Consider the following 21450-nt stretch of genomic DNA (forward strand, 5'->3'; position numbering starts at 1 on the left):
TCAGGGCGCCAGCATCAGTTGGCTTGAGTATCGCCCTGGCGATTGCCGTTTGTCTCTGGGTCCGCGCATTGAGCCGTCGGCAGGTTGCGGGCGATCAAGCCACGATAGGTCGCAGCACCCAGGCAGGCACCGAAGATCGGCGCGAACACCGGAACCAGGAAATAAGGGATGTCCCGACCGCCAGTGAAGGCGATTTCGCCCCAGCCGGCCAGGAAGGTCATCAGTTTGGGCCCGAAATCGCGGGCCGGGTTCATCGCGAAGCCGGTCAGCGGGCCCATGGCGCTACCGATCACGGCGATCAACAGGCCGATCAGCAGCGGTGCCATCGCACCACGGGGCAAGCCGTTGTTATCGTCGGTCAGGGCCATGATGACCGCCATCAGGATTGCAGTGATCACCACTTCGACCAGAAACGCTTGTGCGGTGGAAAGCGATGGGTGCGGGTAGGTGGAGAACACCGCCGCCAGCTCCAGGCTTTCGCGACTGCCGCGCAGCATGGCGTGGGCTTGTTCGAAATCGAAGAACAGGTTGCTGTACAGGGTATAGACCAGCGCTGCGCCGCAGAAGGCGCCACAAACCTGGGCCAGCATGTAGAACGGCAGTTTGCGTTTGTCGAAGCTTGCGAACAGGGTAAGGGCGATGCTCACGGCCGGGTTCAGGTGCGCACCAGAGATGCCGGCGGTGAAGTAGATCGCCATGCTCACGCCGACGCCCCAGATGATGCTGATTTCCCACAGGCCAAAGCTGGCGCCCGCGACCTTGAGGGCGGCGACGCACCCTGTGCCGAAAAAGATGAGCAGTGCCGTGCCGAGGAATTCGGCCAGGCATTGGCTGGACAGCGTAGGTTCGCGTAGAGCAGTCGTCATGTATGACCTCTTTGTTTTTGTTGTGAGGCGCTAAGCGCTCGACAGCAAAGTCCGGCGTCCATCCCCATTGACCCCGGGCACAGGTAGGAATGCACTTAAAAAGTGCACCATTTATTCAGAAACGAAAAAATATAGACAAGAAACGCTTATGTCAAAGGTCGAAAGTGAACGATCAGTCACGATCTGAGCGTTGAATGCGGTCCTGAATCACAAGCTAGAGCGGCGTGTCAGTTGCTAACTGGCTGGAGTGTAGGATTTGCCCTAAAGTAGCCGCCGAATTGTCTCGGAGCGGAGCACTGCATGACCCCGGCCCTCGATCTTCTGAAAAAAACGCGCGCGCCACATCGCGTGCACAGTTACGAACACGATCCCAAGTCGGCGTCTTATGGGCTGGAGGCGGCTGAAAAACTGGGGCTGGAACCGCAGCAGGTGTTCAAGACCTTGTTGGCCAGCAGTGAGAAGGGTGAGTTGCTGGTTGCTGTAGTGCCTGTTGTGGGAACGCTGGACCTCAAGGCGCTAGCTCACGCCGCCGGCGTAAAAAAATGCGAGATGGCTGACCCCATGGCAGCTCAGCGTGCCACCGGCTACCTGGTGGGTGGAATCAGCCCGCTGGGGCAGAAAAAGCGTCTGCGCACCTTCATCGACGAATCGGCGCAGCGTTTTGCAACTATCCATGTCAGTGCGGGGCGGCGGGGATTGGAAGTCGAACTGGCTGCCGCTGTACTGGCCGAGCACACCCAGGGCACCTTCGCCAGTATCGGCCGGGGTTGACCAGCGCAAGGGGCCGCCTGGCAGCCCCTTGGCCGAATCGCCGAATCAGGTCGCTGAGCTGTAGCGACGCACCCCGTTCTCCTGCCGTGGCAACTGCGCCGCGACACTGCCAGGGACCGGGAACAGCACCAAGTGGTCAGCTTTCACGCTAATGCCGACCTGCTCGCCTACCTGGTGATCGACATGGCTGGGGAAGATCGCTTCCAGCTGGCTGCCTGTCGGCAACTGCAGCCGGTACAGCGTCGATGCACCCAGGAAGCTCTTGCCCACGATGCTCGCGCGCAGAGCGCTGTTCGCGTCCGGGACGATATCGTCAGGGCGCAGCAGCACGTCTACCGAGCTGCCGGGCGCCATGATGTAGGCGCGGTTACCCCGCAGCTCACCGAGCTCGGTGTTGACTGCCTCATGGCTGCTCATCTGGCCACGTATGAAATAACCCTGGCCGATGAAGCTGGCGACGAATGGCGTCTGCGGCTCATGGTAGAGGTTGTAGGGCGTGTCCCACTGCTCCAGCCGGCCTTCCTTGAACACACCCACATGGTCGCTGACCGCGAAGGCTTCTTCCTGGTCATGGGTCACCAGAATCGCGCTGGTACCGCGGCTTTTGAGGATGTCACGGACCTCGTGGCTCAGGCGCCGGCGCAACTCGACGTCCAGGTTGGAGAACGGCTCATCGAGCAGCAGCAATTGCGGCTCGGGGGCCAGCGCGCGGGCCAGGGCCACGCGCTGTTGCTGGCCACCAGAGAGCTCGTGTGGATACCGCCCGCCGAGCCCACCGAGCTTGACCAGGTCGAGCATTTCCTCGACCACCTGCCCCTGGGCGGGGTGCTTGGCGATGCCGAAGGCAATGTTTTGCGCCACGGTCAGGTGGGGGAACAGCGCATAGTCCTGGAACACCATGCCTATGCGGCGCTTCTCCGGGGACAGGGTGAAACCGGCGCGGGAAATCACTTCGCCCGCGAGCTGGATCTCACCTTCGTGGACCGGCTCGAAGCCGGCGATGGCGCGCAAGGTGGTGGTCTTGCCGCACCCCGACGAACCCAGCAGGCAACCAATGTCGCCTGCGTTCAGGTGCAGGTTGAGGTTCTGGACGATGCGCTGGTCGCCGTAGCCGCAGGCGAGGTTGCGCAGGTTGAGCAGTAGGGTTTGACTCATGCGTGGTGGTAAGCCGGTTCGACAAGGAATTCGAGAAGGGCCTTCTGTGCATGCAGGCGGTTTTCAGCCTGGTCCCACGCGACCGAACGGGGGTCGTCGAGCAGGTCATGGCTGATTTCCTCGCCGCGATGGGCGGGTAGGCAGTGCATGAACAGGGCATCGGGTGCCGCCAGGTCAAGCAGTTCGCGGGTGACCTGGTAAGGCGCGAAATGCGCCAGACGCCGTGCAGTTTCCTCTTCTTGGCCCATGGAAGTCCAGACATCGGTGGTCACCAGATGCGCGCCACGTACGGCTTCACGCGGATCTCGGATGATCTGCACGCGATCTGCGCCCAGTGCCATGAAGCGTGGGTCCGGGTCATAACCCTCCGGGCAGGCGATACGCAACTGGAAATCGAACTGCCGGGCGGCCTCGATGTACGAGTTGCACATATTGAAACCATCGCCGATCCAGGCCACGGTCTTGCCTTGGATGGCGCCACGGTGCTCGTGGAACGTCTGCATGTCGGCCAGCAATTGGCACGGGTGCGACTCATCGGACAGGCCATTGATCAGCGGTACACGCGAATTGGCGGCGAATTCGGTGAGGGTGCTGTGCGCGTGGGTGCGGATCATCACCGCATCGACCATGCTCGACAGCACGATGGCGCTGTCGCTGATCGGCTCGCCCCGGCCCAGCTGGGTGTCGCGTGGCGACAGGAAGATGGCCTGGCCGCCGAGCTGGATCATGCCGGCTTCGAACGACACCCGGGTCCGGGTGGAGGATTTCTCGAAGATCATGCCCAGCACACGATTTTTCAGCGGTTCGAACAGCACGCCGCGCTTGCGCAGGTCCTTCAGCTCGATGCCTCGGCGGATCACACCGAGCAATTCGTCGGTGGTGAAATCCAGCAGGGAGAGAAAGTGCCTAGCGCTCATGATTGACTACCTTATCTGCAACGGTATGCAGGTCGACCGTATGGTTTTTTTGACAACGGGAGTGACCTGCGGCGTAAGCCGCACGGGGCGGACGAAATCGGGAAAGGCGCAATACTATAATTAAATGTCGCCTGAAACCAAGAGGGGTAACAGCGGCTCTGTTGCAAAGGGTGTCATTACCCCTTGAGCCTGCGCTGTTTTTTATTTGCTACACAGGTTTTACACGGCTTGCTGGCAATTTGGCAAATGGCTGTCGCAAATCGTGCGCCTGATGTCGGGAGATTCACACAGCGAAGCGCGCTGGCAGGGTGCGGGGCGGGGGCCCATAGTCGAGGTTCGATAATTGCGAGGCAGAGGCCGCCATGACCAAGACCCTGCACCACCGTGCCTGCCACCTGTGTGAGGCGATCTGCGGGCTGAACATCGAGGTGAGCCACGAAAACGACGGGAGCGCGCGCATCAGCGCGATCAAGGGCGATCCCCAGGACCCGTTCAGCCGTGGCCACATCTGCCCAAAGGCCGTGGCGCTGCAGGATATCCAGGATGACCCGGACCGCCTGCGCCAACCGCATCGACGGGTTGGGGGCCAGTGGCAGGCCATCAGCTGGGAGGAGGCGTTTGCCCTGGCCGCCGACAAGCTGTGGTCGATACAGCAGGCGCATGGGCGCAACGCCGTGGCGGTTTACCAAGGCAACCCGAGCGTGCACAACTATGGCTTGATGACCCACAGCAACTACTTTCTGGGGCTACTCAAGACACGCAACCGTTTCTCCGCAACTTCGGTGGACCAGTTACCGCAGCACCTGACCAGTTACCTGATGTACGGCCACGGCCTGCTGTTGCCGGTCCCGGACATCGATCACACCGATTTCATGCTGATCCTCGGTGGCAACCCGTTGGCCTCCAATGGCAGCATCATGACCGTGCCGGATGTGGAGAAGCGCCTCAAGGCCTTGAAAGCCAGAGGCGGGCAACTGGTGGTGGTGGACCCGCGGCGCAGTGAAACTGCGGCCATCGCAAGCCAGCACCTGTTCGTGCGCCCCGGCGGCGATGCGGCGTTGCTCTGCGCTTTGCTCAACACCCTCTTCGACGAAGGCCTGGCGAGAGGTTCGCATCTGCCAGTCAACGGCCTGGAGCAGGTGCGCACGGCGATCCAGCCGTTCACCGCCGAGGCCATGAGCGCCCAGTGCGGCATCGACGCTGCCAGCATTCGCCAGCTGGCGCGGGATTTCGCCGCTGCGGACAAGGCGGTCTGCTATGGCCGCATGGGTGTGTCGACACAGGCGTTCGGCACCCTGTGCCATTGGCTGGTGCAAGTGATCAATCTGGTAACCGGCAACTTGGATCGTCAAGGTGGTGCACTGTGCACCGAGCCTGCCGTGGACCTGGTGGCCAGTACCTCGGGCGGGCATTTCAATGCCTGGCAGAGCCGCGTATCGGGGTTGCCCGAGTACGGTGGTGAACTGCCCGTGGCGGCCTTGGCCGAGGAAATGCTCACGCCGGGCGAGGGGCAGGTGCGGGCCCTGGTCACCGTGGCCGGTAACCCGGTGCTGTCCACACCCAATGGCAGGCAGTTGGACGTGGCGCTGCAGGGGCTGGAGTTCATGCTCAGCATCGACCTGTACATCAACGAGACGACCCGCCACGCTGACCTGATCCTGCCGTCTACCTCGGCACTGGAAAACGACCATTACGACAGCACCTTCAACCTGTTGGCTGTGCGCAATGTCACCCGCTTCAACCGGGCCATACTGGCCAAGCCTGCAGGCGCGTTGCACGACTGGGAAATATTCGTAGGCCTGGCGCAAGCCTTTGCCAAGCGTGCAGACCAGGAGCTGAAACCGACCCTCGCACCTGCGCAGATGATCGACCTGGCGTTGCGCAAGGGCCGCTATGGCGACGAAAGTCCCCGCAAGCTTTCCGTCGAAACGCTTGATCAATACCCCCATGGCCTTGATCTGGGCCCCCTGGGCGCTAACCTGCGAGGGCGTCTGGCAACGGCCAGCAAAGCCGTGGAAGCGGCGCCCCAGGTTGTGCTGGATGACTTGCGCCGGTTGGCTGAATGCGTGCCGACGGCCGCGGGTGATTTGCTGCTTATTGGCCGTCGTCATGTACGCAGCAACAACTCATGGATGCACAACTACCATCGCCTGGTCAAAGGTAAGCCACGCCATCAGTTGTTGATGCATCCCCAGGACATGCGTCAGCGGCAGTTGGAGGATGGCCAGCGGGTGCGTATCCGCTCGCGCACCGGTGACCTGGAAGTCGAGGTGCAGGCCTGTGAGGACATCATGCCTGGCGTGGTCAGCCTGCCCCATGGCTTCGGTCATGGCCGCCAGGGCGTCAATCTGCAGATCGCCCAGGCGCAACCCGGCATCAGTGCCAATGACCTGACCGATGAGCGCCTGCGTGATGCTGTGTCCGGAAATGCGGCGCTCAATGGCGTACCCGTGCAAGTGAGTGCCGCCTGAGCACCGGCAAGGCCGAGCACAAGGCTCAGGTTTCCGATACAATGCGTCACCGTGCCGACCATCGAGTCGGAAAGTTCAGACGAGGTGTTCCATGGATATCATCGAAACGATCAAAGAGCAGATTGCCAACAACACCATTCTGCTTTACATGAAGGGCTCGCCGAATGCCCCGCAGTGCGGGTTCTCGGCCAAGGCATCGCAAGCTGTGATGGGTTGTGGCGAAAAGTTTGCTTACGTGGATATCCTGCAGAACCCGGAAATCCGCGCCAATCTGCCCAAGTACGCCAACTGGCCGACCTTCCCGCAACTGTGGGTAGCTGGCGAGCTGGTCGGCGGCAGCGACATCATGTTGGAGATGTTCGAGAACGGTGAGCTTCAAGCACTGATCAAGGACGCCGCTGCCAAGGCCAAGGCTTCTGAAGCCTGATCTTCCGGCAAGCATGAAAAAACCCGCTCATGGCGGGTTTTTTTATGGGGCTGGAATTTATTCTTCGCCCATCTGCGACTGCAGGTAGTTCTCGAGGGTGATCTTGTCGATCAGGCTCAATTGAGTTTCCAGCCAGTCAATGTGTTCTTCCTCGGACTCGAGGATGTCTTCAAGCAGTTCACGCGAGCCGAAGTCACCGACGGTTTCGCAGTGGGCGATGGCGGCTTTGAGATCGATCAGGCCTTTCTGCTCGATCTTCAGGTCGCACTCGAGCATTTCCTTGGTGTGCTCGCCGATCAGCAGCTTGCCCAGGTCCTGCACGTTAGGGATGCCTTCGAGGAAGAGAATACGCTTGATCAACTTGTCAGCGTGTTTCATCTCATCGATGGATTCTTTGTACTCATGCTTGCCGAGCTTGTTCAGGCCCCAATCTTCGTACATGCGTGCGTGCAGGAAGTACTGGTTGATCGCGACCAGCTCGTTTCCGAGGATCTTGTTGAGATGCTGGATGACGCTTACGTCGCCTTTCATTGCGGGTTCCTGCCCTAGAAGTGTGCCAATACAGCGAAGTTTGAGCCTGATACTTAGGGCTGTCAAACCTAAGTTCTTGAATAATAAGTGAAAATTAATAGGAATAAGAATGTTTGTGAACCGCGTTGGGGCGCTAACTTATTGAATTTTAGGCATAAAAAAACCGGACACGAGGTCCGGTTCTTCGAATTGGGCGATATCAGGCGGCGGTAAATTCCACCGGATAGGGCAGGGCGGCTTGCTGGCTCACCTGAAGCTCGGTCAGGGTCTCGCGGACGACCTGCTTGGCCAGGCAGGCGCATTTGCCACATTGGCTGGCGACATTGGTCGCGGCTCTGACGTCCTTGTAGCTGCAGCATCCTTCATAGATCGCATCGCGGATCTGTCCGTCGGTCACGCCGACACAAAGACACACATACATAAAGTCGGACCATCGCTGGTTGAGTCGATGGGTGGAGAGTAATGGTAATGAGAATGCTTGTCAAAACACTTTCTGTAAGTGCCGTGCTTGAGCGACCGGCGGTTGGATTCGGCCTGTCAGCGGAAGCCGTGTATGATGGTCGGCCTTTGTTGGATGTCGGGCAAGCCCGCCTTGGCCTGGCAAACGGTTCTTCACCCTCATCTGGAGATTACAATGAGCGTACTCGTTGGCAAAAAAGCCCCCGACTTCACCGTCCCGGCTGTACTGGGCAATGGCGAAATCGTCGACAGCTTCAACCTGGCCTCGGCCATCAAGGGCAAGTACGGCCTGGTGTTCTTCTACCCACTGGACTTCACCTTCGTATGCCCGTCCGAGCTGATTGCCCTGGACAACCGCATTCCGGACTTCCAGGCCCGCAACGTTGAAGTGATCGGCGTTTCGATCGATTCGCACTTCACCCACAATGCCTGGCGTAACACCCCGGTCAACAATGGCGGTATCGGCCAGGTCAAGTACACCCTGGCAGCCGACATGACCCACGAAATCTGCAAGGCCTACGACGTTGAGTCCGAAGGCGGCGTGGCTTTCCGTGGCGCTTTCCTGATCGATACCAACGGTGTTGTCCGTTCGCAGATCATCAATGACCTGCCACTGGGCCGTAACATGGACGAGCTGCTGCGTCTGGTCGATGCCCTGCAATTCCACGAAGAGCACGGCGAAGTCTGCCCGGCCAACTGGAAAAAAGGCGACAAGGGCATGAACGCTTCGCCAGAAGGCGTTGCTGCATACCTGAGCGAGAACGCTGGCAAGCTGTAATTGCTGAGCGCCAAAAAAAACCGGCCTTCGTGGCCGGTTTTTTTTAGCTGCAAGCTTCAAGCTTCAAGCTTCAAGCAAAAGCCAGAGCGATCCGCGTACTGCTTTGGCTTTTTCTTGTAGCTTGTAGCTTGTAGCTTGTAGCTTGTAGCTTGTAGCTTGTAGCTTGTAGCTTACAGCTTGCAACTGCACCTCAATCGTTGAAATCGCGCCAGCCGCCCATCTCTTTCCAGCGGTTGACGATGCCGCAGAAGAGTTCGGCGGTCTTCTCGGTGTCGTAACGTGCCGAGTGCGCCTCACGGCCGTCGAAGTCGATGTCAGCGCTCTGGCAGGCCCTTGCCAGCACGGTCTGGCCGTACGCCAGGCCAGCCAGGGTGGCGGTGTCGAAGCTGGAGAACGGGTGGAACGGGTTGCGCTTCAGATCGTTGCGCGCTACCGCGGCATTGAGGAAACCCAGGTCGAAGCTGCTGTTGTGGCCGACCAGGATCGCCCGCTTGCAGCCATTGGCCTTCAATGCCTTGCGCACGCCGCGAAAGATGTCGGTCAGCGCGCTGTCTTCGCTCACCGCCATGCGCAGCGGGTGGTCCAGCTTGATACCGGTGAACTCCAGCGCGGCAGCCTCGATATTGGCCCCCTCGAACGGCTCCACACGGTAGAAGTAGGTGTGCTCCGGGAACAGGAAACCTTTCTCGTCCATACCGATGGTTACCGCCGCGATTTCCAGCAGGGCATCGGTGGCGCTGTTGAAACCGCCGGTCTCCACATCCACCACTACTGGCAGATAGCCGCGGAAGCGCTCGGCCATCGGGTGGCGCGAGCCGCTGCCGGCTTGCCCGTCCTGGTCGTCTTCGTAGAGGTCTTCGCTCACGCGTTGTCCTCCAGCAGGCGCCAACGCAGTTTTTCACCGGCGCGCAGCGGGATCACCGTCTGATCGCCAAACGGCAGGCTGTCCGGGGCCGTCCATTCTTCACGGACCAGGGTAATGGTGTCGGTATTCGCTGGCAGGCCATAGAAGGCCGGGCCATGCAGGCTGGCGAAACCTTCCAGCTTGTCCAGCGCATGACGCTGTTCGAAAGCTTCGGCGTACATCTCGATGGCGGCATAGGCGGTGTAGCAACCGGCACAACCACAGGCAGCTTCCTTGGCGTGGCGGGCGTGGGGTGCCGAGTCAGTGCCGAGGAAGAACTTCGGGTTGCCACTGGTAGCCGCGTCCAGCAGCGCCACCTGATGGGTGTTGCGCTTGAGGATCGGCAGGCAGTAGAAGTGCGGTCGAATGCCGCCGACCAGCATGTGGTTGCGGTTGTACAACAGATGCTGTGCGGTGATGGTCGCCCCGACGTTGGCAGGCGCCTCGGTGACGAATTGCGCTGCATCGGCGGTGGTGATGTGCTCGAACACCACTTTCAGCGTGGGGAAGCGCTCGACCAGGCGACGCATGTGTTCGTCGATGAAGCGTTTTTCGCGGTCGAACACGTCGATCTCGCTGCGGGTCACTTCACCATGCACCAGCAACGGCATGCCGACTTCAGCCAGCGCTTCGATGGCCGGGAAGATATTGTCGATGCTGGTCACGCCGGAATCGGAGTTGGTGGTGGCGCCGGCCGGGTACAGCTTGGCGGCGTACACGATGCCGCTGGCCTTGGCCGCGCGGATGTCCTCGGGGCTGGTGCGGTCGGTGAGGTACAGCACCATCAACGGCTCGAAGCGGCTACCGGCCGGGCGGGCATTGAGGATGCGCTCACGGTAGGCCCCGGCTTCGTCGGCATTGCGTACCGGTGGAACCAGGTTGGGCATGATGATGGCACGGGCGAAAGTACGCGCCACATCGCCAACGGTATGGGGCAGGACGGCACCATCGCGCAGATGGATGTGCCAGTCGTCGGGACGCAGGAGGGTCAGGCGATCGGACATTGGGGATTCCAGGCGGGTCGAACTCAGGCCCCAATGCTACCGGAAAACCCTCGCCCGAGCACGGCTATCAAGTTTTCCGGCGAGCGTCCGATAGCCTGCCTGTAAGCCGTCAGAATTAGTGGAGCCTCCCGTGCGCCAGCGTTACCTAGCCCTGTTGACCCTGTTCGCCAGCCTGCCGGCCGGCGCATTGACCTTCCAGACCCGCATGGAAAACATCGCCTGGAAAGTCGAGGGTGATCAGTTCGAGTGCCGCCTGATTCAGCCGATCGATGGTTTCGGCAGTGGTGAGTTCGTGCGCCGGGCCGGTGAGCAGCCAGTGTTCCAGCTGCGCTCCGGCAGTACTGTGCTGGGCGCAGGTTCCGCTACGCTGCTGGCGGCTGCGGCCCCCTGGCAGCCGGGCCGTGGCGATATCAACCTGGGGGCGGTGCGGCTGGCGCGTACTGGCGTGCTGTTCAGTTCATCCCAAGGCCAGGCCAGCCGCTTGATCAACGGGCTGCTCGATGGCCGCAGCACGGTGGTGCGAAGCTACGCCGGGGAGGCGGGGCGGCCGATCGAAGTGCGTGTACTGCCGGTCAGTTTTGCCAAAGCCTGGAGTGATTACCAGGCCTGCGCCGGCAAGATGCTGGCAATGAACTATGACCAGGTCCGCCAGACGCAGGTGGGGTTCCCTGGGGGGGGCATCGACCTGGATGCGGCGGCGCGCGCGCGACTGGATGTGGTCCTGGAGTATTTGAAGGCCGATCCGACGGTCAACCATATCGAGCTCAATGGCCACTCGGACAACAGCGGCAATCGCTTGACCAACCGTGATACCTCGCGGCGCCGTGCGCTGGCGGTCGCTGATTACTTCAAAGCCCATGGGGTGCCGGAGGAGCAGATTACCGTGCGCTTCCATGGCGAACGTTATCCCCTGGTGAAGAACAACAGCGCCGCAAACCGCGCACGCAACCGGCGCGTCAATATCGAGCTGGATCGTGTCGCACCGGTCGAAAAGCCGGCCGCCCAACCTGCCCAGCAACCGGCCCCGGCAACCGCACCCGCGACCGCGCCTGCGCCAGCCCCGGCCAGCGCTACTGCTGCCCCGCCCGCCGCGAAACCGTCCTGACGCTGCAGGGCGTCGCCCCGTCGACAGTTCCTGTCGCTTTGTCGTCAGAAGCTGTCGCGCCACTGTAAATTTATCCGCAACGCCGGTAGAATCGACCCCTTTCCGTACAACCCCGTGGAGTGATGGCATGGCGGACGTAAAAAAGGTCGTACTGGCGTATTCCGGCGGCCTTGATACTTCGGTGATTCTCAAGTGGCTGCAGGATACCTACGACTGCGAAGTGGTGACGTTCACCGCTGACCTGGGTCAGGGCGAAGAAGTCGAGCCGGCTCGCGCCAAAGCTCAGGCAATGGGCGTCAAAGAGATCTATATCGACGACCTGCGCGAAGAATTCGTGCGCGACTTCGTCTTCCCGATGTTCCGCGCCAACACCGTCTACGAAGGCGAGTACCTGCTGGGTACTTCCATCGCCCGTCCGCTGATCGCCAAGCGCCTGATCGAAATCGCCAACGAAACCGGCGCTGATGCCATTTCCCACGGCGCTACCGGCAAAGGTAACGACCAGGTGCGTTTCGAGCTGGGTGCCTATGCACTCAAGCCGGGCGTCAAGGTCATCGCCCCATGGCGCGAGTGGGACCTGCTGTCGCGCGAGAAGCTGATGGACTACGCCGAGAAGCACGGCATCCCGATCGAGCGCCACGGCAAGAAGAAGTCCCCGTACTCGATGGATGCCAACCTGCTGCATATCTCCTACGAAGGCGGTGTGCTGGAAGATACCTGGACCGAGCACGAAGAAGACATGTGGCGCTGGAGCGTCTCGCCAGAGAACGCGCCGGACCAGGCGACCTACCTCGAACTGACCTACCGCAATGGTGACATCGTCGCCATCGATGGCGTCGAGAAGACCCCGGCCACCGTCCTGGCCGACCTGAACCGCATTGGCGGTGCCAACGGTATCGGCCGTCTGGACATCGTCGAAAACCGTTACGTGGGCATGAAGTCGCGCGGCTGCTACGAGACCCCGGGCGGCACCATCATGCTCAAGGCTCACCGTGCCATCGAGTCGATCACCCTCGACCGCGAAGTCGCACACCTGAAAGACGAGCTGATGCCCAAGTACGCCAGCCTGATCTACACCGGCTACTGGTGGAGCCCGGAGCGTCTGATGCTTCAGCAGATGATCGACGCTTCGCAGGTCAACGTGAACGGTGTCGTGCGCCTGAAGCTGTACAAAGGCAATGTCACCGTGGTCGGCCGCAAGTCGGACGACTCGCTGTTCGATGCCAACATCGCGACCTTCGAAGAAGATGGTGGCGCGTACAACCAGGCTGATGCTGCGGGCTTCATCAAGCTCAATGCACTGCGCATGCGTATCGCTGCCAACAAGGGCCGCGCGTTGCTCTAAGCCTCATTGTTGTTGCATGAACCCCGGTTTCGGGCTAATGCCAGTCAGTTAGCGTCATCGGGCTGCAAAGCAGCCCCCTCTCGCTCAACTGCCAGGCATCTGGCTCGGCCGGGGTTTTTGTATGCACGAATAGGTTTTACCTGGCGTGCAAGGCCGTGGGCCGATCAATTCTTCAGGTGTGCCGCGTTGTCCGGCAACTCACAGACCGACACGCGAAAACATTGTTGCTTATCCAGGTTGCAGTAAACCCAGGTGCCTGAATTAACGTGAGGTTGTGCAAGCGTCCTCAGCACATGTTGCTCGATCATTCTTTGCGCATCAGGGCCTGACAGCATGACAGTTACAGGCTCCGCTTCGAGTGAGGGTTGTCGAGCGTTCTGCACGGAACTGGCCGAGGAGGGGATAACAGGTAAAACAGTCGTCGTTGGCTGCGGCGCACTGGTTGCCTCGTCAGCGGAAGTGCTTTCGGGTTTGTACAGTGATTTATAGTTGAAGTTCAGCGTCAGGAAAAACAGCCCGGTCAGAAAGAACGGAAAGCCCACTAGAAACCAAGTATAGAGGCTTTGACTTTTTTCGCTGAGAAACGGAAGTGTCGCCAGTGCAGAGGCCTCGATGATGCCTGCAAAGATGGCGATGATCGTCATGGGGGCGGTGGGTTGGTTTTCAGCCATGATAGTGGCCTCCTGCGTTTTTTCAATCAATACCTTACCGAGCCGCTCAACCAAATTATGCACCGTTTCCGGAAAGTGAAATGGATCCCGGTGTTTCGAAATATCTGAAACGGTTTTTGTTTTGCGGCGGGTTTGATTGTTGGGTAATGCAGGCTTTACTTCTGTTTTAACAGAGTGGTCATGCGCTTTTGCGTCTAGACAGGTATTTATATTGGATGATTAGTTGTGCGTTGTAGGAAAATTCCTAAACCGACGTAAGGCTCATCTATTCATGTGTTTGCGAAGGAAATAGGCGCGCCATAATGCGTGCTGCTCGGTTATGGTGGTGTGTAGTCAAAGCAAATAATGAATGAATGGATATCGCATGAATAAAGTCCTTATCGTGGATGATCATCCTGTCATACGCTTGGCAGTGCGAATGCTGATGGAGCGGCATGGATACGATGTGGTCGCGGAAACCGACAACGGCGTGGCAGCTTTGCAGCTAACCCGGGAGTACCTGCCCGATATCGTGGTACTGGATATCGGCATTCCCAAGCTCGATGGGCTGGAAGTCATCGCCCGCATGGCTTCGGCAAGCCCGGGCAGCCGGGTGCTGGTGCTTACCTCGCAGGCCCCCGGGCATTTCTCGATGCGTTGTATGCAGGCGGGGGCTTCAGGCTACGTGTGCAAGCAACAGGAACTCACCGAACTGCTCAGTGCGATCAAGGCTGTGCTGTCTGGTTACAGCTATTTTCCCAACCAGGCATTGCACAAGTCGCGCGGCCGGGTTGGGGGGGGCAGCGAGACGGAGATGGTCGATCGCCTGTCGGCGCGGGAGATGATGGTGCTGCAGCAACTGGCGCGGGGCAGGTCCAACAAGGAGATAGCCGACAGCATGTTCCTCAGCAACAAGACGGTCAGTACCTACAAGACCCGTCTGCTGCTCAAGCTCAATGCTCACTCGCTGGTGGACTTGATCGAATTGGCCCGGCGCCATGGCCTGACGTGACCCTGGGTACAGGCAGCCTCCTTGAAGGAGGCTTTCTCGCCCGTGGTTACAGGTCGTAGTCGAAATCGGCGAGTTGCCGTTGCAGGCGCCGCTCTTCCAGAAGGTTGTCGATAGTACGCCGCTTGCTCAGGTTGGTCTTTGCGGTTTCAACCAGGGGTTCGGCGTCGTCTTCTGCGGTGGCAAAGTCTTCTTCGATCGACAGTTCGTCTTTATCGTTACTCATGAGTCGCTCCAAGCCAAGGGGCCATTGGCCGTCCTTATAGCGAGAAAGCGAAGTTTGGTAAAAAAGATTTTTTCAATCGGGACGTGCGTGAATTCGCTATCGAATCAATCGTCAGACGTCTTCTGCTTGAACTCGCACAGGTCCTCGATCCGGCAACTGCCGCAGCGTGGCTTGCGCGCCTGGCACACGTAGCGCCCATGCAAGATGAGCCAGTGATGGGCATCGAGCAGGTAATCCTTGGGCACGAACTTGAGCAGTTTTTTCTCGACGTCCAGTACGGTCTTGCCCGGTGCGATACCGGTGCGGTTGCTGACCCTGAAAATATGCGTGTCGACCGCCATGGTGGGCTGGCGGAAGGCGGTATTGAGCACCACGTTGGCGGTCTTGCGGCCAACACCGGGTAGCGCCTCCAGCGCCTCCCGGTTTTGCGGAACTTCGCCCCCATGCCGTTCGATCAGCAAGCGACAGGCTTCGATCACATTCCTGGCCTTGCTGTTATACAGCCCGATGGTCTTGATGTACTCGCTCAGGCCTTCGACCCCGAGTGCGTAGATGGCGTGGGGCGTATTGGCGACCGGGAACAGGCGGGCGGTGGCCTTGTTGACCCCGACATCGGTGGACTGTGCCGACAGTGTCACGGCCACGAGTAGTTCGAAAGGCGTGGTGTAAGCCAGCTCTGTCTTGGGGTCGGGATTGTCTTCGTGCAGCCTGCGAAAGATCTCCAGGCGTTTTGCGGCATTCATGGGGTCAACGCTTTCCTTGACGACGTGAGAGGGCGGGGCCCGGGCGTAGACGATTGTACAAGGCCAGCAGCACACCGAGCAGTATCAGTGCGCCGGGCGCCAGGCTGGCCGACGCAATGCCCAGCCCCTCGGTCAGCCATTGGCGGATAACGCCGAGCAACAGGCACAGGCCCATCAGGCCGACCATCTGTAGGCAAAGTTGACGCCACCGGTCCTTCTCTACCAACAGGTGGTCCGTAACCAGGCACTGCAGGCAAATCAGCGCCGGGAAGTAACCCATCGCCAGCGCAAGCGGTAATGCCCAGGCTCGCAATGCCATCTGCAGGCAGCTGGCGAGGGCCGCTAGCAGTAGCAGGCTTGCCAGTGTGTACAGGCGACCTTCGAGCCTGGGGCGCACAACGGCCAGCAAGGCCTGGTGCAGCACCGTAAGCACCAGCATGCTGGCGCCGATGACGGCGGCTTGAGGGAGCGTACGTGTAGCGCCGAGGACAGGCGCAAGGCCGGCTACCAGCAGCCAGTACCTAGTCATGGTTGAGCGTTCCGAGTAGACGTGCGCGATGTTGGTCGAAGTAGCGCAGGGCATCCTGCTGTGCCTGGATCACCGCACGCGAAGTGACCGTTGCGCCGGCCAGTTGGTCGAAATCACCCTGGTCACGCTTGATTGCCCAACGATCCTCCAGGCGACGGTTGGCGAACTGCCCCAGCCAGTTCACCTGGGGATCGTTGATGCGTCCTCCCAGCCCAGGGCTTTCCTGCTGTTCGATGACTTGCGTGCCTATCAGTCGGCCTTGCGCGCTTATGGCAATGGTCAACCGAATGGGGGCGGCGTAACCCTGGACCTGGCTAATCAGTACGACGGCCACGGGGGTCGTGCCGCGTTCGGCGCGGTAGGCGGCCATTATGCGGCTATGCGGCGGTTGCTCTGCCGGGAGTGACACCGCGTTGCTCAGTGGCTGGTTGTCATAGCTCTGCGGTGCCAGCACCGAGAGGAACCTGCGTGCGTAAAATTGTTTCTCGGCCTCGGCGATGGGCGCGCGGGTCCAGCGCTGCCAGGCCAGCGTGCTCGCCAGTGCCAGGCCGGCCACTACCAGCAGTATCAATACACTGCGCACGGGTCGCCTCATGGCCTCACCTGCCGATACCTTGAGGCCAGGCGGTCCAGGGAGGGTACCGCAAGGTTCATCAGCAGGATGGCGAAAGCGGTACCATCGGGGTAACTACCCCAAGTCCTGATCAGGTAGATCAGTGCCCCGGCGCCCAGCCCGAACAGCAGTCGGGCGAGCTCGGTCTTCGGGCCGGAAACAGGTTCCGTGGCAATGAAAAACGCTGCCAGCATGGTCGAACCGCTGAGCAGGTGCAGCAGCGGTGAGCCGTTCGTGTCCGAGCCGGAGCCATTCCAGGCCAGCAGGCTGAATAGAGACAATCCGGCCAGCAAACCCACTGGCGCATGCCAACTGAATACCTTGCGCTGCAACAGAAACAGCCCACCCAACAAGAACGCCAGATTGACCCATTCGCTGCCATGGCCGCCAACGTTGCCGAAGCCTGGGTGGCTGGCAAACAGCTCATCGATGGTCAGGCTGCGGTTGTGCCTGAGGCCGTCGAGTGCCGTGGGGCCGGCCCACGCGTCGATCTGCTCGCCGTTGGCGAAGACCAGCTGCAGGCTGGCGCTGAAGCCTGGTGCGTGCGCTGGCCAGTGGTTCATCTGCAGTGGAAAGCTCAGCACCACGAAGGCGTACCCAACCATCGCCGGGTTGAACACGTTATGGCCGGCCCCGCCGAACGCTTGCTTGCCCAGGCCTATGGCCATCCCCGCTGCAACCATCGGCAACCACCACGGCGCCCCAGTGGGCAGGGCGAGGGCCAGCAGCACTGCAGTGACCAGGGCGCTGCCGTCACTCAACGCCGATGTGACCGGCTGATTGCGCAACGCAAGCGCTACCGCCTCGCAGCAAACGGCGGTGATTGCACACAGCGCCAGGCTCCAGAGCAGGCCCCAGCCCAGTAGCCAGAGCGAAGCCAGCAGGCCAGGCAGGCAGGCCAACAAGACCAGGCCCATGGCATGGCGCAGGCGAGGGTCAGGGGATGCCAGGGTCGGGCTCATTGCGTGAACATCCCGTTGAGGCCAGAGAGCGCCATGCCCATCACACCTGCACCAAGCAGCGCGATGGGTAACCCGCGCAGTGCCTCTGGCACCTGTGCGTGTTCGCTGCGCTGATTGAGGTCGTCAAACAACGCCAGGACCAGCCAGAAGCCGAGCCCGGCCAGAACAGCCCAGCTCAGCGTGGCTTGCCATTCGCGCTGTTCACCTACAACCTGCAGCGCCATGCCCAGCACCACGGCATTCCCCACTATCGGCCACGCGAGGCCCTGTGTGGGCCATTGCGGCCGCAGCCTGGCAAGCGTCTGGGGGATGCCCCACGCCAGTAGTGCCTGCCAGGGCAGCAGCAGGAACAGACGCAGGTGCTGCAGTTTCCAGGGCGCCACGATCAGGTGTTCGAGCAATTGGCCGCCGGTGACTGCCAACATGATCGACAGCGCGCCGGCCAGGCCGCATACATGGACCCGCAGCCGGGAGGCAGGCTGTCGTCGCAAAAACAGGTGGCTGACCAGTGCGGCACTGATCAGCATCAGGACATAGTCGTTCATTCAAATGACGATAGCCGTGAATCACCTGCGCTGTCCGGCGAAGCGCTAGGGGGATGAAAAAGCCCCGGCGGTGAGGCCGGGGCTTGGGGGAGGTTACTTGATACGCTGGCCTGGTTTTGCGCCACTGTCAGGGCTGAGCAGGTAGATTTCTTCACCGCCAGGGCCTGCTGCCATGACCATGCCCTCGGAAATGCCAAAGCGCATTTTCCGTGGCTTGAGGTTGGCAACCATCATGGTCAGCCGGCCTTCGAGCAGGGATGGGTCAGGGTAAGCCGACTTGATACCCGAGAACACGTTGCGGCGTTCGTCACCGATGTCCAGGGTCAGTTGCAGCAGCTTGTCGGCACCTGGCACCGCTTCGGCCTTGACGATCAGCGCCACGCGCAGGTCGACGGCCGCGAAGGTGTCGAATTCGATCTCTGCCGACAGCGGGTCCTTGGCCAGTTCGCCATTGCCGGCCGGCGCCTGGGCTTGGCCTTCGGCTGCCAGCAGGTCTTCCTTGCTGGCGGCAATCATGGCTTCGACCTTGGCAGGTTCTATGCGGCTCATCAGGGGTTTGAACGGGTTGAGCGTGTGGTTTTCCAGGCGCGACAGGTGGTCGTCCCAGGCCAGCGGCGCAACATTCAGGAACGCCTCGGCGTCGGTAGCCAGCACCGGCAATACCGGCTTGAGGAAGATCACCAGCTGGCGGAACAGGTTGATGCCCTGGGCACAGATCGCCTGCACTTCGTCCTGCTTGCCTTCCTGCTTGGCCAGCGACCAGGGCGCTTTGTCGGCGATCCATGCATTGGCGCGGTCGGCCAGGGTCATGATTTCGCGCATGGCACGGCCAAAGTCGCGGGCTTCATAAGCGTCGGCGATGCTCGGGGCAGCAGCCAGGAAGGCCTCGGTCAGCTCCGGGGCAGCGTCGCCGGCAACCATCACGCCGTCGTTGCCTTTGTGGATGAAGCCTGCGCAGCGGCTGGCGATGTTGACCACCTTGCCGACCAGATCGGAGTTGACCTTCTGCACGAAGTCCTCAAGGTTGAGGTCCAGGTCGTCGACGCCGCGCCCAAGTTTGGCGGCGTAGTAGTAGCGCAGGTATTCGGGCTGCAAGTGATCCAGGTAGGTGCGGGCCTTGATGAAGGTGCCGCGCGATTTCGACATCTTCGCGCCGTTGACGGTCAGGTAGCCGTGCACGTTGACCGCTGTCGGCTTGCGCAGGCCTGCGCCTTCGAGCATGGCAGGCCAGAACAGGGCGTGGAAGTTGACGATGTCCTTGCCGATGAAGTGGTACAGCTCGGCTTTGGAGTCCTTGTTCCAGAACGCATCGAAATCCAGCTCCGGGCGGCGCGCGCAGAGGTTCTTGAAGCTGGCCATGTAGCCGATCGGCGCATCCAGCCAGACATAGAAGTACTTGCCCGGCTCGCCGGGGATCTCGAAGCCGAAGTACGGCGCATCACGCGAGATATCCCATTCCTGCAGGCCGGCATCCAGCCATTCGGCGAGCTTGTTGGCCACCGCATCCTGCAGGGTGCCGCTGCGGGTCCACTGCTGCAGCATGGCCTGGAAGTCCGGCAGCTTGAAGAAGAAATGCTGCGAGTCGCGCAGTACCGGGGTGGCCCCGGAGATGGCCGACTTGGGGTTTTTCAGCTCGGTCGGGGCGTACGTGGCGCCGCATTTTTCACAGTTGTCGCCGTACTGATCCTCGGCCGCGCACTTGGGGCAGGTGCCCTTGATGAAGCGGTCGGCCAGGAACATGCCCTTTTCAGGGTCGAAGTACTGGGTGACCGAACGGGTGGCAATGTGACCGGCGTCGCGCAGGCGCGAGTAGATCAGGCTCGACAGTTCGCGGTTTTCTTCGCTGTGGGTGGAGTGGAAATTGTCGAAATCCACCAGGAAGTCGGCAAAGTCGGTGCTGTGCTCGGCCTGGACGTTGGCAATCAGTTGCTCTGGCGTGATGCCTTCCTTTTCGGCGCGCAGCATGATGGCCGAACCGTGGGCGTCATCGGCACAGACATAGATGCACTGGTTGCCGCGCAATTTCTGGAAGCGAACCCACATATCCGTCTGGATGTACTCGAGCATATGGCCAAGGTGGATGGACCCATTGGCATAGGGCAGGGCGCTGGTGACGAGAATCTGACGTGGCTCGGACATGGTGGCTCGGCTACTTATCTGGCTCGGGGTAAATTGAAGGTGATCGGCCACTATAAAGGGCTGGCGAATATATTTCACCCCATGGGCGCAACGGCTGACGATTGACGGGTTAGGATAGGCGCCTGTTCGACTAATCGTATGCCAATGGGAGCCTCCATGAGTGCCGTCACCCGTGCCGCCGTCGAAGGCGTGCTTCGTCAGTACACCGACCCTTATCTGAACCAGGACCCTGTCAGCGCCGGCTGTGTGCGTGCCATCGACATCCAGGGCGGGCAGGTCGCTGTGCAGCTGCAGCTGGGGTATGCCGCCGGTTTGTTCAAAAATGGCTGGGCGCAGGTGCTGCAGACCGCGATCGAGAACCTTGACGGTGTCAGCTCGGCCCAGGTAACGATCGACTGCGTGGTCGCCGCGCACAAGGCTCAGGCCCAGGTGCCGGCCATGGCCAACGTCAAGAACATCGTCGCCGTGGCCTCGGGCAAGGGCGGTGTCGGCAAGTCGACCACCGCCGCCAACCTGGCCTTGGCCCTGGCCCGCGAAGGGGCACGAGTGGGCATCCTCGACGCCGATATCTACGGCCCCAGCCAGGGCGTGATGTTCGGTATCGCCGAAGGCACGCGGCCGCAGATTCGCGAGCAGAAGTGGTTCGTGCCGATCAGGGCGCATGGGGTTGAAATCATGTCGATGGCGTTCCTCACCGATGACAACACACCCATGGTATGGCGTGGCCCGATGGTTTCTGGTGCGCTGCTGCAACTGGTGACCCAGACTGCCTGGGATGACCTCGATTACCTGGTGATCGACATGCCGCCGGGTACCGGCGATATCCAGCTGACGCTGGCGCAGAAGGTTCCAGTGGCAGGCTCGGTGATCGTTACCACGCCGCAGGACCTGGCGCTGCTGGATGCGAAGAAAGGCGTGGAGATGTTCCGCAAGGTCAGCATCCCGGTGCTGGGCGTGGTCGAGAACATGGCGGTGCACATCTGCTCCAATTGCGGCCATGCCGAGCACCTGTTCGGTGAAGGTGGTGGCGAGAAGCTGGCGGCGCAGTATGGGGTGGAACTGTTGGCTTCACTGCCCTTGTCGATGCTGATCCGTGAGCAGGCCGACAGCGGCAAGCCGACTGCGATTGCCGAGCCACAAAGCCAGATCGCCATGGTTTACCAGGAACTGGCGCGCCAGGTTGGGGCGCGGATCGTATTGCAGGAAGCGGCTGCGCCCGCGATGCCGAGCATTACCATCAGCGAAGATTGATACCCCGGTACAGTGCTGCCGCCGTTTTGGCAGGGCTGCCTTGCAGCCCT

General features: G+C 60.8%; 23 protein-coding genes. 8 read left to right on the forward strand and 15 right to left on the reverse strand.

Annotated features, from left to right (window positions below; translation table 11 throughout):
- Positions 1-14 precede the first annotated feature (14 nt).
- Complete coding sequence (locus tag ACIPZC_RS15220; RefSeq protein ID WP_349976223.1) at positions 15-866, reverse strand: MIP/aquaporin family protein; 852 nt, start codon at positions 864-866, stop codon at positions 15-17.
- 300 nt (positions 867-1166) lie between these two features.
- Between ACIPZC_RS15220 and ybaK the strand changes: the two genes are divergently transcribed.
- A complete protein-coding gene (gene ybaK / locus ACIPZC_RS15225; protein ID WP_241804867.1) occupies positions 1167-1637 on the forward strand; it encodes a Cys-tRNA(Pro) deacylase in 471 nt (156 codons plus the stop codon).
- Between the two features lie 45 nt (positions 1638-1682).
- On the opposite strand, the gene ACIPZC_RS15230 is transcribed toward ybaK, so the two are convergent.
- Entirely contained in the window at positions 1683-2792 is a 1110-nt protein-coding gene (locus ACIPZC_RS15230) for an ABC transporter ATP-binding protein (RefSeq protein ID WP_400627800.1), read from the reverse strand.
- On the reverse strand, positions 2789-3709 hold the full coding sequence (gene argF, locus ACIPZC_RS15235) for an ornithine carbamoyltransferase (RefSeq protein ID WP_046787764.1): 921 nt from the start codon (positions 3707-3709) through the stop codon (positions 2789-2791). The genes ACIPZC_RS15230 and argF overlap by 4 nt, the downstream gene beginning before the upstream one ends.
- 362 nt (positions 3710-4071) lie before the next feature.
- Between argF and ACIPZC_RS15240 the strand changes: the two genes are divergently transcribed.
- Both ACIPZC_RS15240 and grxD read left to right on the forward strand, forming a co-directional pair.
- Positions 4072-6180: a molybdopterin oxidoreductase family protein gene (locus tag ACIPZC_RS15240; protein ID WP_400627803.1), complete on the forward strand. Its 2109-nt coding sequence runs from the start codon at positions 4072-4074 to the stop codon at positions 6178-6180.
- Between the two features lie 91 nt (positions 6181-6271).
- Complete coding sequence (gene grxD / locus ACIPZC_RS15245) at positions 6272-6607, forward strand: Grx4 family monothiol glutaredoxin (RefSeq protein WP_241804870.1); 336 nt, start codon at positions 6272-6274, stop codon at positions 6605-6607.
- A gap of 57 nt (positions 6608-6664) precedes the next feature.
- On the opposite strand, the gene bfr is transcribed toward grxD, so the two are convergent.
- Positions 6665-7138: a bacterioferritin gene (gene bfr / locus ACIPZC_RS15250; RefSeq protein WP_241804871.1), complete on the reverse strand. Its 474-nt coding sequence runs from the start codon at positions 7136-7138 to the stop codon at positions 6665-6667.
- Positions 7139-7337: 199 nt separating this feature from the next.
- A complete protein-coding gene (locus tag ACIPZC_RS15255; protein ID WP_039601808.1) occupies positions 7338-7559 on the reverse strand; it encodes a bacterioferritin-associated ferredoxin in 222 nt (73 codons plus the stop codon).
- 213 nt (positions 7560-7772) lie between these two features.
- Between ACIPZC_RS15255 and ACIPZC_RS15260 the strand changes: the two genes are divergently transcribed.
- Positions 7773-8375 carry a peroxiredoxin gene (locus ACIPZC_RS15260; RefSeq protein ID WP_012273884.1) on the forward strand — a complete coding sequence of 201 codons (603 nt, stop codon included), beginning with the start codon at positions 7773-7775 and terminating at the stop codon, positions 8373-8375.
- A gap of 190 nt (positions 8376-8565) precedes the next feature.
- Here the strand turns inward: ACIPZC_RS15260 and rnt are convergent, their stop codons facing one another.
- Both rnt and pyrC read right to left on the reverse strand, forming a co-directional pair.
- Entirely contained in the window at positions 8566-9177 is a 612-nt protein-coding gene (rnt, locus tag ACIPZC_RS15265; protein WP_372490474.1) for a ribonuclease T, read from the reverse strand.
- Positions 9178-9236: 59 nt separating this feature from the next.
- Positions 9237-10283 carry a dihydroorotase gene (gene pyrC / locus ACIPZC_RS15270; protein WP_267821412.1) on the reverse strand — a complete coding sequence of 349 codons (1047 nt, stop codon included), beginning with the start codon at positions 10281-10283 and terminating at the stop codon, positions 9237-9239.
- Positions 10284-10413: 130 nt separating this feature from the next.
- Here pyrC and ACIPZC_RS15275 point away from each other — a divergent pair, with 130 nt between their 5' ends.
- Together ACIPZC_RS15275 and ACIPZC_RS15280 are read left to right on the forward strand one after the other, a co-directional pair.
- Positions 10414-11388 carry an OmpA family protein gene (locus ACIPZC_RS15275; protein ID WP_400627807.1) on the forward strand — a complete coding sequence of 325 codons (975 nt, stop codon included), beginning with the start codon at positions 10414-10416 and terminating at the stop codon, positions 11386-11388.
- 127 nt (positions 11389-11515) lie between these two features.
- On the forward strand, positions 11516-12733 hold the full coding sequence (locus tag ACIPZC_RS15280; RefSeq protein WP_241804875.1) for an argininosuccinate synthase: 1218 nt from the start codon (positions 11516-11518) through the stop codon (positions 12731-12733).
- Between the two features lie 164 nt (positions 12734-12897).
- Here ACIPZC_RS15280 and ACIPZC_RS15285 read toward each other — a convergent pair whose 3' ends face one another.
- Positions 12898-13404 (reverse strand): hypothetical protein, encoded by a 507-nt coding sequence (locus ACIPZC_RS15285; RefSeq protein WP_400627809.1) that lies wholly within the window; start codon positions 13402-13404, stop codon positions 12898-12900.
- Between the two features lie 364 nt (positions 13405-13768).
- On the opposite strand from ACIPZC_RS15285, the gene ACIPZC_RS15290 reads away from it, so the two are divergent.
- On the forward strand, positions 13769-14395 hold the full coding sequence (locus ACIPZC_RS15290; RefSeq protein ID WP_241804877.1) for a response regulator transcription factor: 627 nt from the start codon (positions 13769-13771) through the stop codon (positions 14393-14395).
- A 46-nt stretch (positions 14396-14441) separates the two neighbouring features.
- On the opposite strand, the gene ACIPZC_RS15295 is transcribed toward ACIPZC_RS15290, so the two are convergent.
- The 7 genes from ACIPZC_RS15295 to metG form a co-directional block, all read right to left on the reverse strand.
- Positions 14442-14618, reverse strand: a complete 177-nt coding sequence (locus ACIPZC_RS15295; RefSeq protein WP_241804878.1) for a PA3496 family putative envelope integrity protein — start codon at positions 14616-14618, stop codon at positions 14442-14444.
- A gap of 104 nt (positions 14619-14722) precedes the next feature.
- Positions 14723-15361 (reverse strand): endonuclease III, encoded by a 639-nt coding sequence (gene nth / locus ACIPZC_RS15300; RefSeq protein WP_400627812.1) that lies wholly within the window; start codon positions 15359-15361, stop codon positions 14723-14725.
- 4 nt (positions 15362-15365) lie between these two features.
- The gene (locus ACIPZC_RS15305) at positions 15366-15890 is read right to left on the reverse strand and encodes an Rnf-Nqr domain containing protein (RefSeq protein ID WP_400627814.1); all 525 of its coding nucleotides are present in this window, start codon (positions 15888-15890) and stop codon (positions 15366-15368) included.
- Positions 15883-16485: an RnfABCDGE type electron transport complex subunit G gene (locus ACIPZC_RS15310; RefSeq protein ID WP_400627816.1), complete on the reverse strand. Its 603-nt coding sequence runs from the start codon at positions 16483-16485 to the stop codon at positions 15883-15885. The genes ACIPZC_RS15305 and ACIPZC_RS15310 overlap by 8 nt, the downstream gene beginning before the upstream one ends.
- On the reverse strand, positions 16482-17465 hold the full coding sequence (locus ACIPZC_RS15315) for an RnfABCDGE type electron transport complex subunit D (protein WP_400627818.1): 984 nt from the start codon (positions 17463-17465) through the stop codon (positions 16482-16484). Before ACIPZC_RS15315 ends, ACIPZC_RS15310 begins: the two co-directional genes overlap by 4 nt.
- Positions 17462-18010, reverse strand: coding sequence for an Rnf-Nqr domain containing protein (locus ACIPZC_RS15320; protein WP_400627820.1), 549 nt, complete (start codon positions 18008-18010; stop codon positions 17462-17464). The genes ACIPZC_RS15315 and ACIPZC_RS15320 overlap by 4 nt, the downstream gene beginning before the upstream one ends.
- 93 nt (positions 18011-18103) lie before the next feature.
- Positions 18104-20149, reverse strand: a complete 2046-nt coding sequence (gene metG, locus ACIPZC_RS15325; protein WP_400627822.1) for a methionine--tRNA ligase — start codon at positions 20147-20149, stop codon at positions 18104-18106.
- Positions 20150-20305: 156 nt separating this feature from the next.
- Here metG and apbC point away from each other — a divergent pair, with 156 nt between their 5' ends.
- A complete protein-coding gene (apbC, locus tag ACIPZC_RS15330; protein ID WP_400627824.1) occupies positions 20306-21400 on the forward strand; it encodes an iron-sulfur cluster carrier protein ApbC in 1095 nt (364 codons plus the stop codon).
- Positions 21401-21450 lie beyond the last annotated feature (50 nt).

It is taken from the genome of Pseudomonas sp. NPDC089743 (assembly GCF_044748785.1).
GTDB classification, from domain to species: domain Bacteria; phylum Pseudomonadota; class Gammaproteobacteria; order Pseudomonadales; family Pseudomonadaceae; genus Aquipseudomonas; species Aquipseudomonas putida_X.

Bases quoted from the DNA above. Each gene is read 5' to 3' on its own strand.
- ACIPZC_RS15220 (WP_349976223.1), bottom strand. From the start codon at position 866: ATGACGACTGCTCTACGCGAACCTACGCTGTCCAGCCAATGCCTGGCC.
- ybaK (WP_241804867.1), top strand. From the start codon at position 1,167: ATGACCCCGGCCCTCGATCTTCTGAAAAAAACGCGCGCGCCACATCGC.
- ACIPZC_RS15230 (WP_400627800.1), bottom strand. From the start codon at position 2,792: ATGAGTCAAACCCTACTGCTCAACCTGCGCAACCTCGCCTGCGGCTAC.
- argF (WP_046787764.1), bottom strand. From the start codon at position 3,709: ATGAGCGCTAGGCACTTTCTCTCCCTGCTGGATTTCACCACCGACGAA.
- ACIPZC_RS15240 (WP_400627803.1), top strand. From the start codon at position 4,072: ATGACCAAGACCCTGCACCACCGTGCCTGCCACCTGTGTGAGGCGATC.
- grxD (WP_241804870.1), top strand. From the start codon at position 6,272: ATGGATATCATCGAAACGATCAAAGAGCAGATTGCCAACAACACCATT.
- bfr (WP_241804871.1), bottom strand. From the start codon at position 7,138: ATGAAAGGCGACGTAAGCGTCATCCAGCATCTCAACAAGATCCTCGGA.
- ACIPZC_RS15255 (WP_039601808.1), bottom strand. From the start codon at position 7,559: ATGTATGTGTGTCTTTGTGTCGGCGTGACCGACGGACAGATCCGCGAT.
- ACIPZC_RS15260 (WP_012273884.1), top strand. From the start codon at position 7,773: ATGAGCGTACTCGTTGGCAAAAAAGCCCCCGACTTCACCGTCCCGGCT.
- rnt (WP_372490474.1), bottom strand. From the start codon at position 9,177: ATGGCCGAGCGCTTCCGCGGCTATCTGCCAGTAGTGGTGGATGTGGAG.
- pyrC (WP_267821412.1), bottom strand. From the start codon at position 10,283: ATGTCCGATCGCCTGACCCTCCTGCGTCCCGACGACTGGCACATCCAT.
- ACIPZC_RS15280 (WP_241804875.1), top strand. From the start codon at position 11,516: ATGGCGGACGTAAAAAAGGTCGTACTGGCGTATTCCGGCGGCCTTGAT.
- ACIPZC_RS15285 (WP_400627809.1), bottom strand. From the start codon at position 13,404: ATGGCTGAAAACCAACCCACCGCCCCCATGACGATCATCGCCATCTTT.
- ACIPZC_RS15290 (WP_241804877.1), top strand. From the start codon at position 13,769: ATGAATAAAGTCCTTATCGTGGATGATCATCCTGTCATACGCTTGGCA.
- ACIPZC_RS15295 (WP_241804878.1), bottom strand. From the start codon at position 14,618: ATGAGTAACGATAAAGACGAACTGTCGATCGAAGAAGACTTTGCCACC.
- nth (WP_400627812.1), bottom strand. From the start codon at position 15,361: ATGAATGCCGCAAAACGCCTGGAGATCTTTCGCAGGCTGCACGAAGAC.
- ACIPZC_RS15305 (WP_400627814.1), bottom strand. From the start codon at position 15,890: ATGACTAGGTACTGGCTGCTGGTAGCCGGCCTTGCGCCTGTCCTCGGC.
- ACIPZC_RS15310 (WP_400627816.1), bottom strand. From the start codon at position 16,485: ATGAGGCGACCCGTGCGCAGTGTATTGATACTGCTGGTAGTGGCCGGC.
- ACIPZC_RS15315 (WP_400627818.1), bottom strand. From the start codon at position 17,465: ATGAGCCCGACCCTGGCATCCCCTGACCCTCGCCTGCGCCATGCCATG.
- ACIPZC_RS15320 (WP_400627820.1), bottom strand. From the start codon at position 18,010: ATGAACGACTATGTCCTGATGCTGATCAGTGCCGCACTGGTCAGCCAC.
- metG (WP_400627822.1), bottom strand. From the start codon at position 20,149: ATGTCCGAGCCACGTCAGATTCTCGTCACCAGCGCCCTGCCCTATGCC.
- apbC (WP_400627824.1), top strand. From the start codon at position 20,306: ATGAGTGCCGTCACCCGTGCCGCCGTCGAAGGCGTGCTTCGTCAGTAC.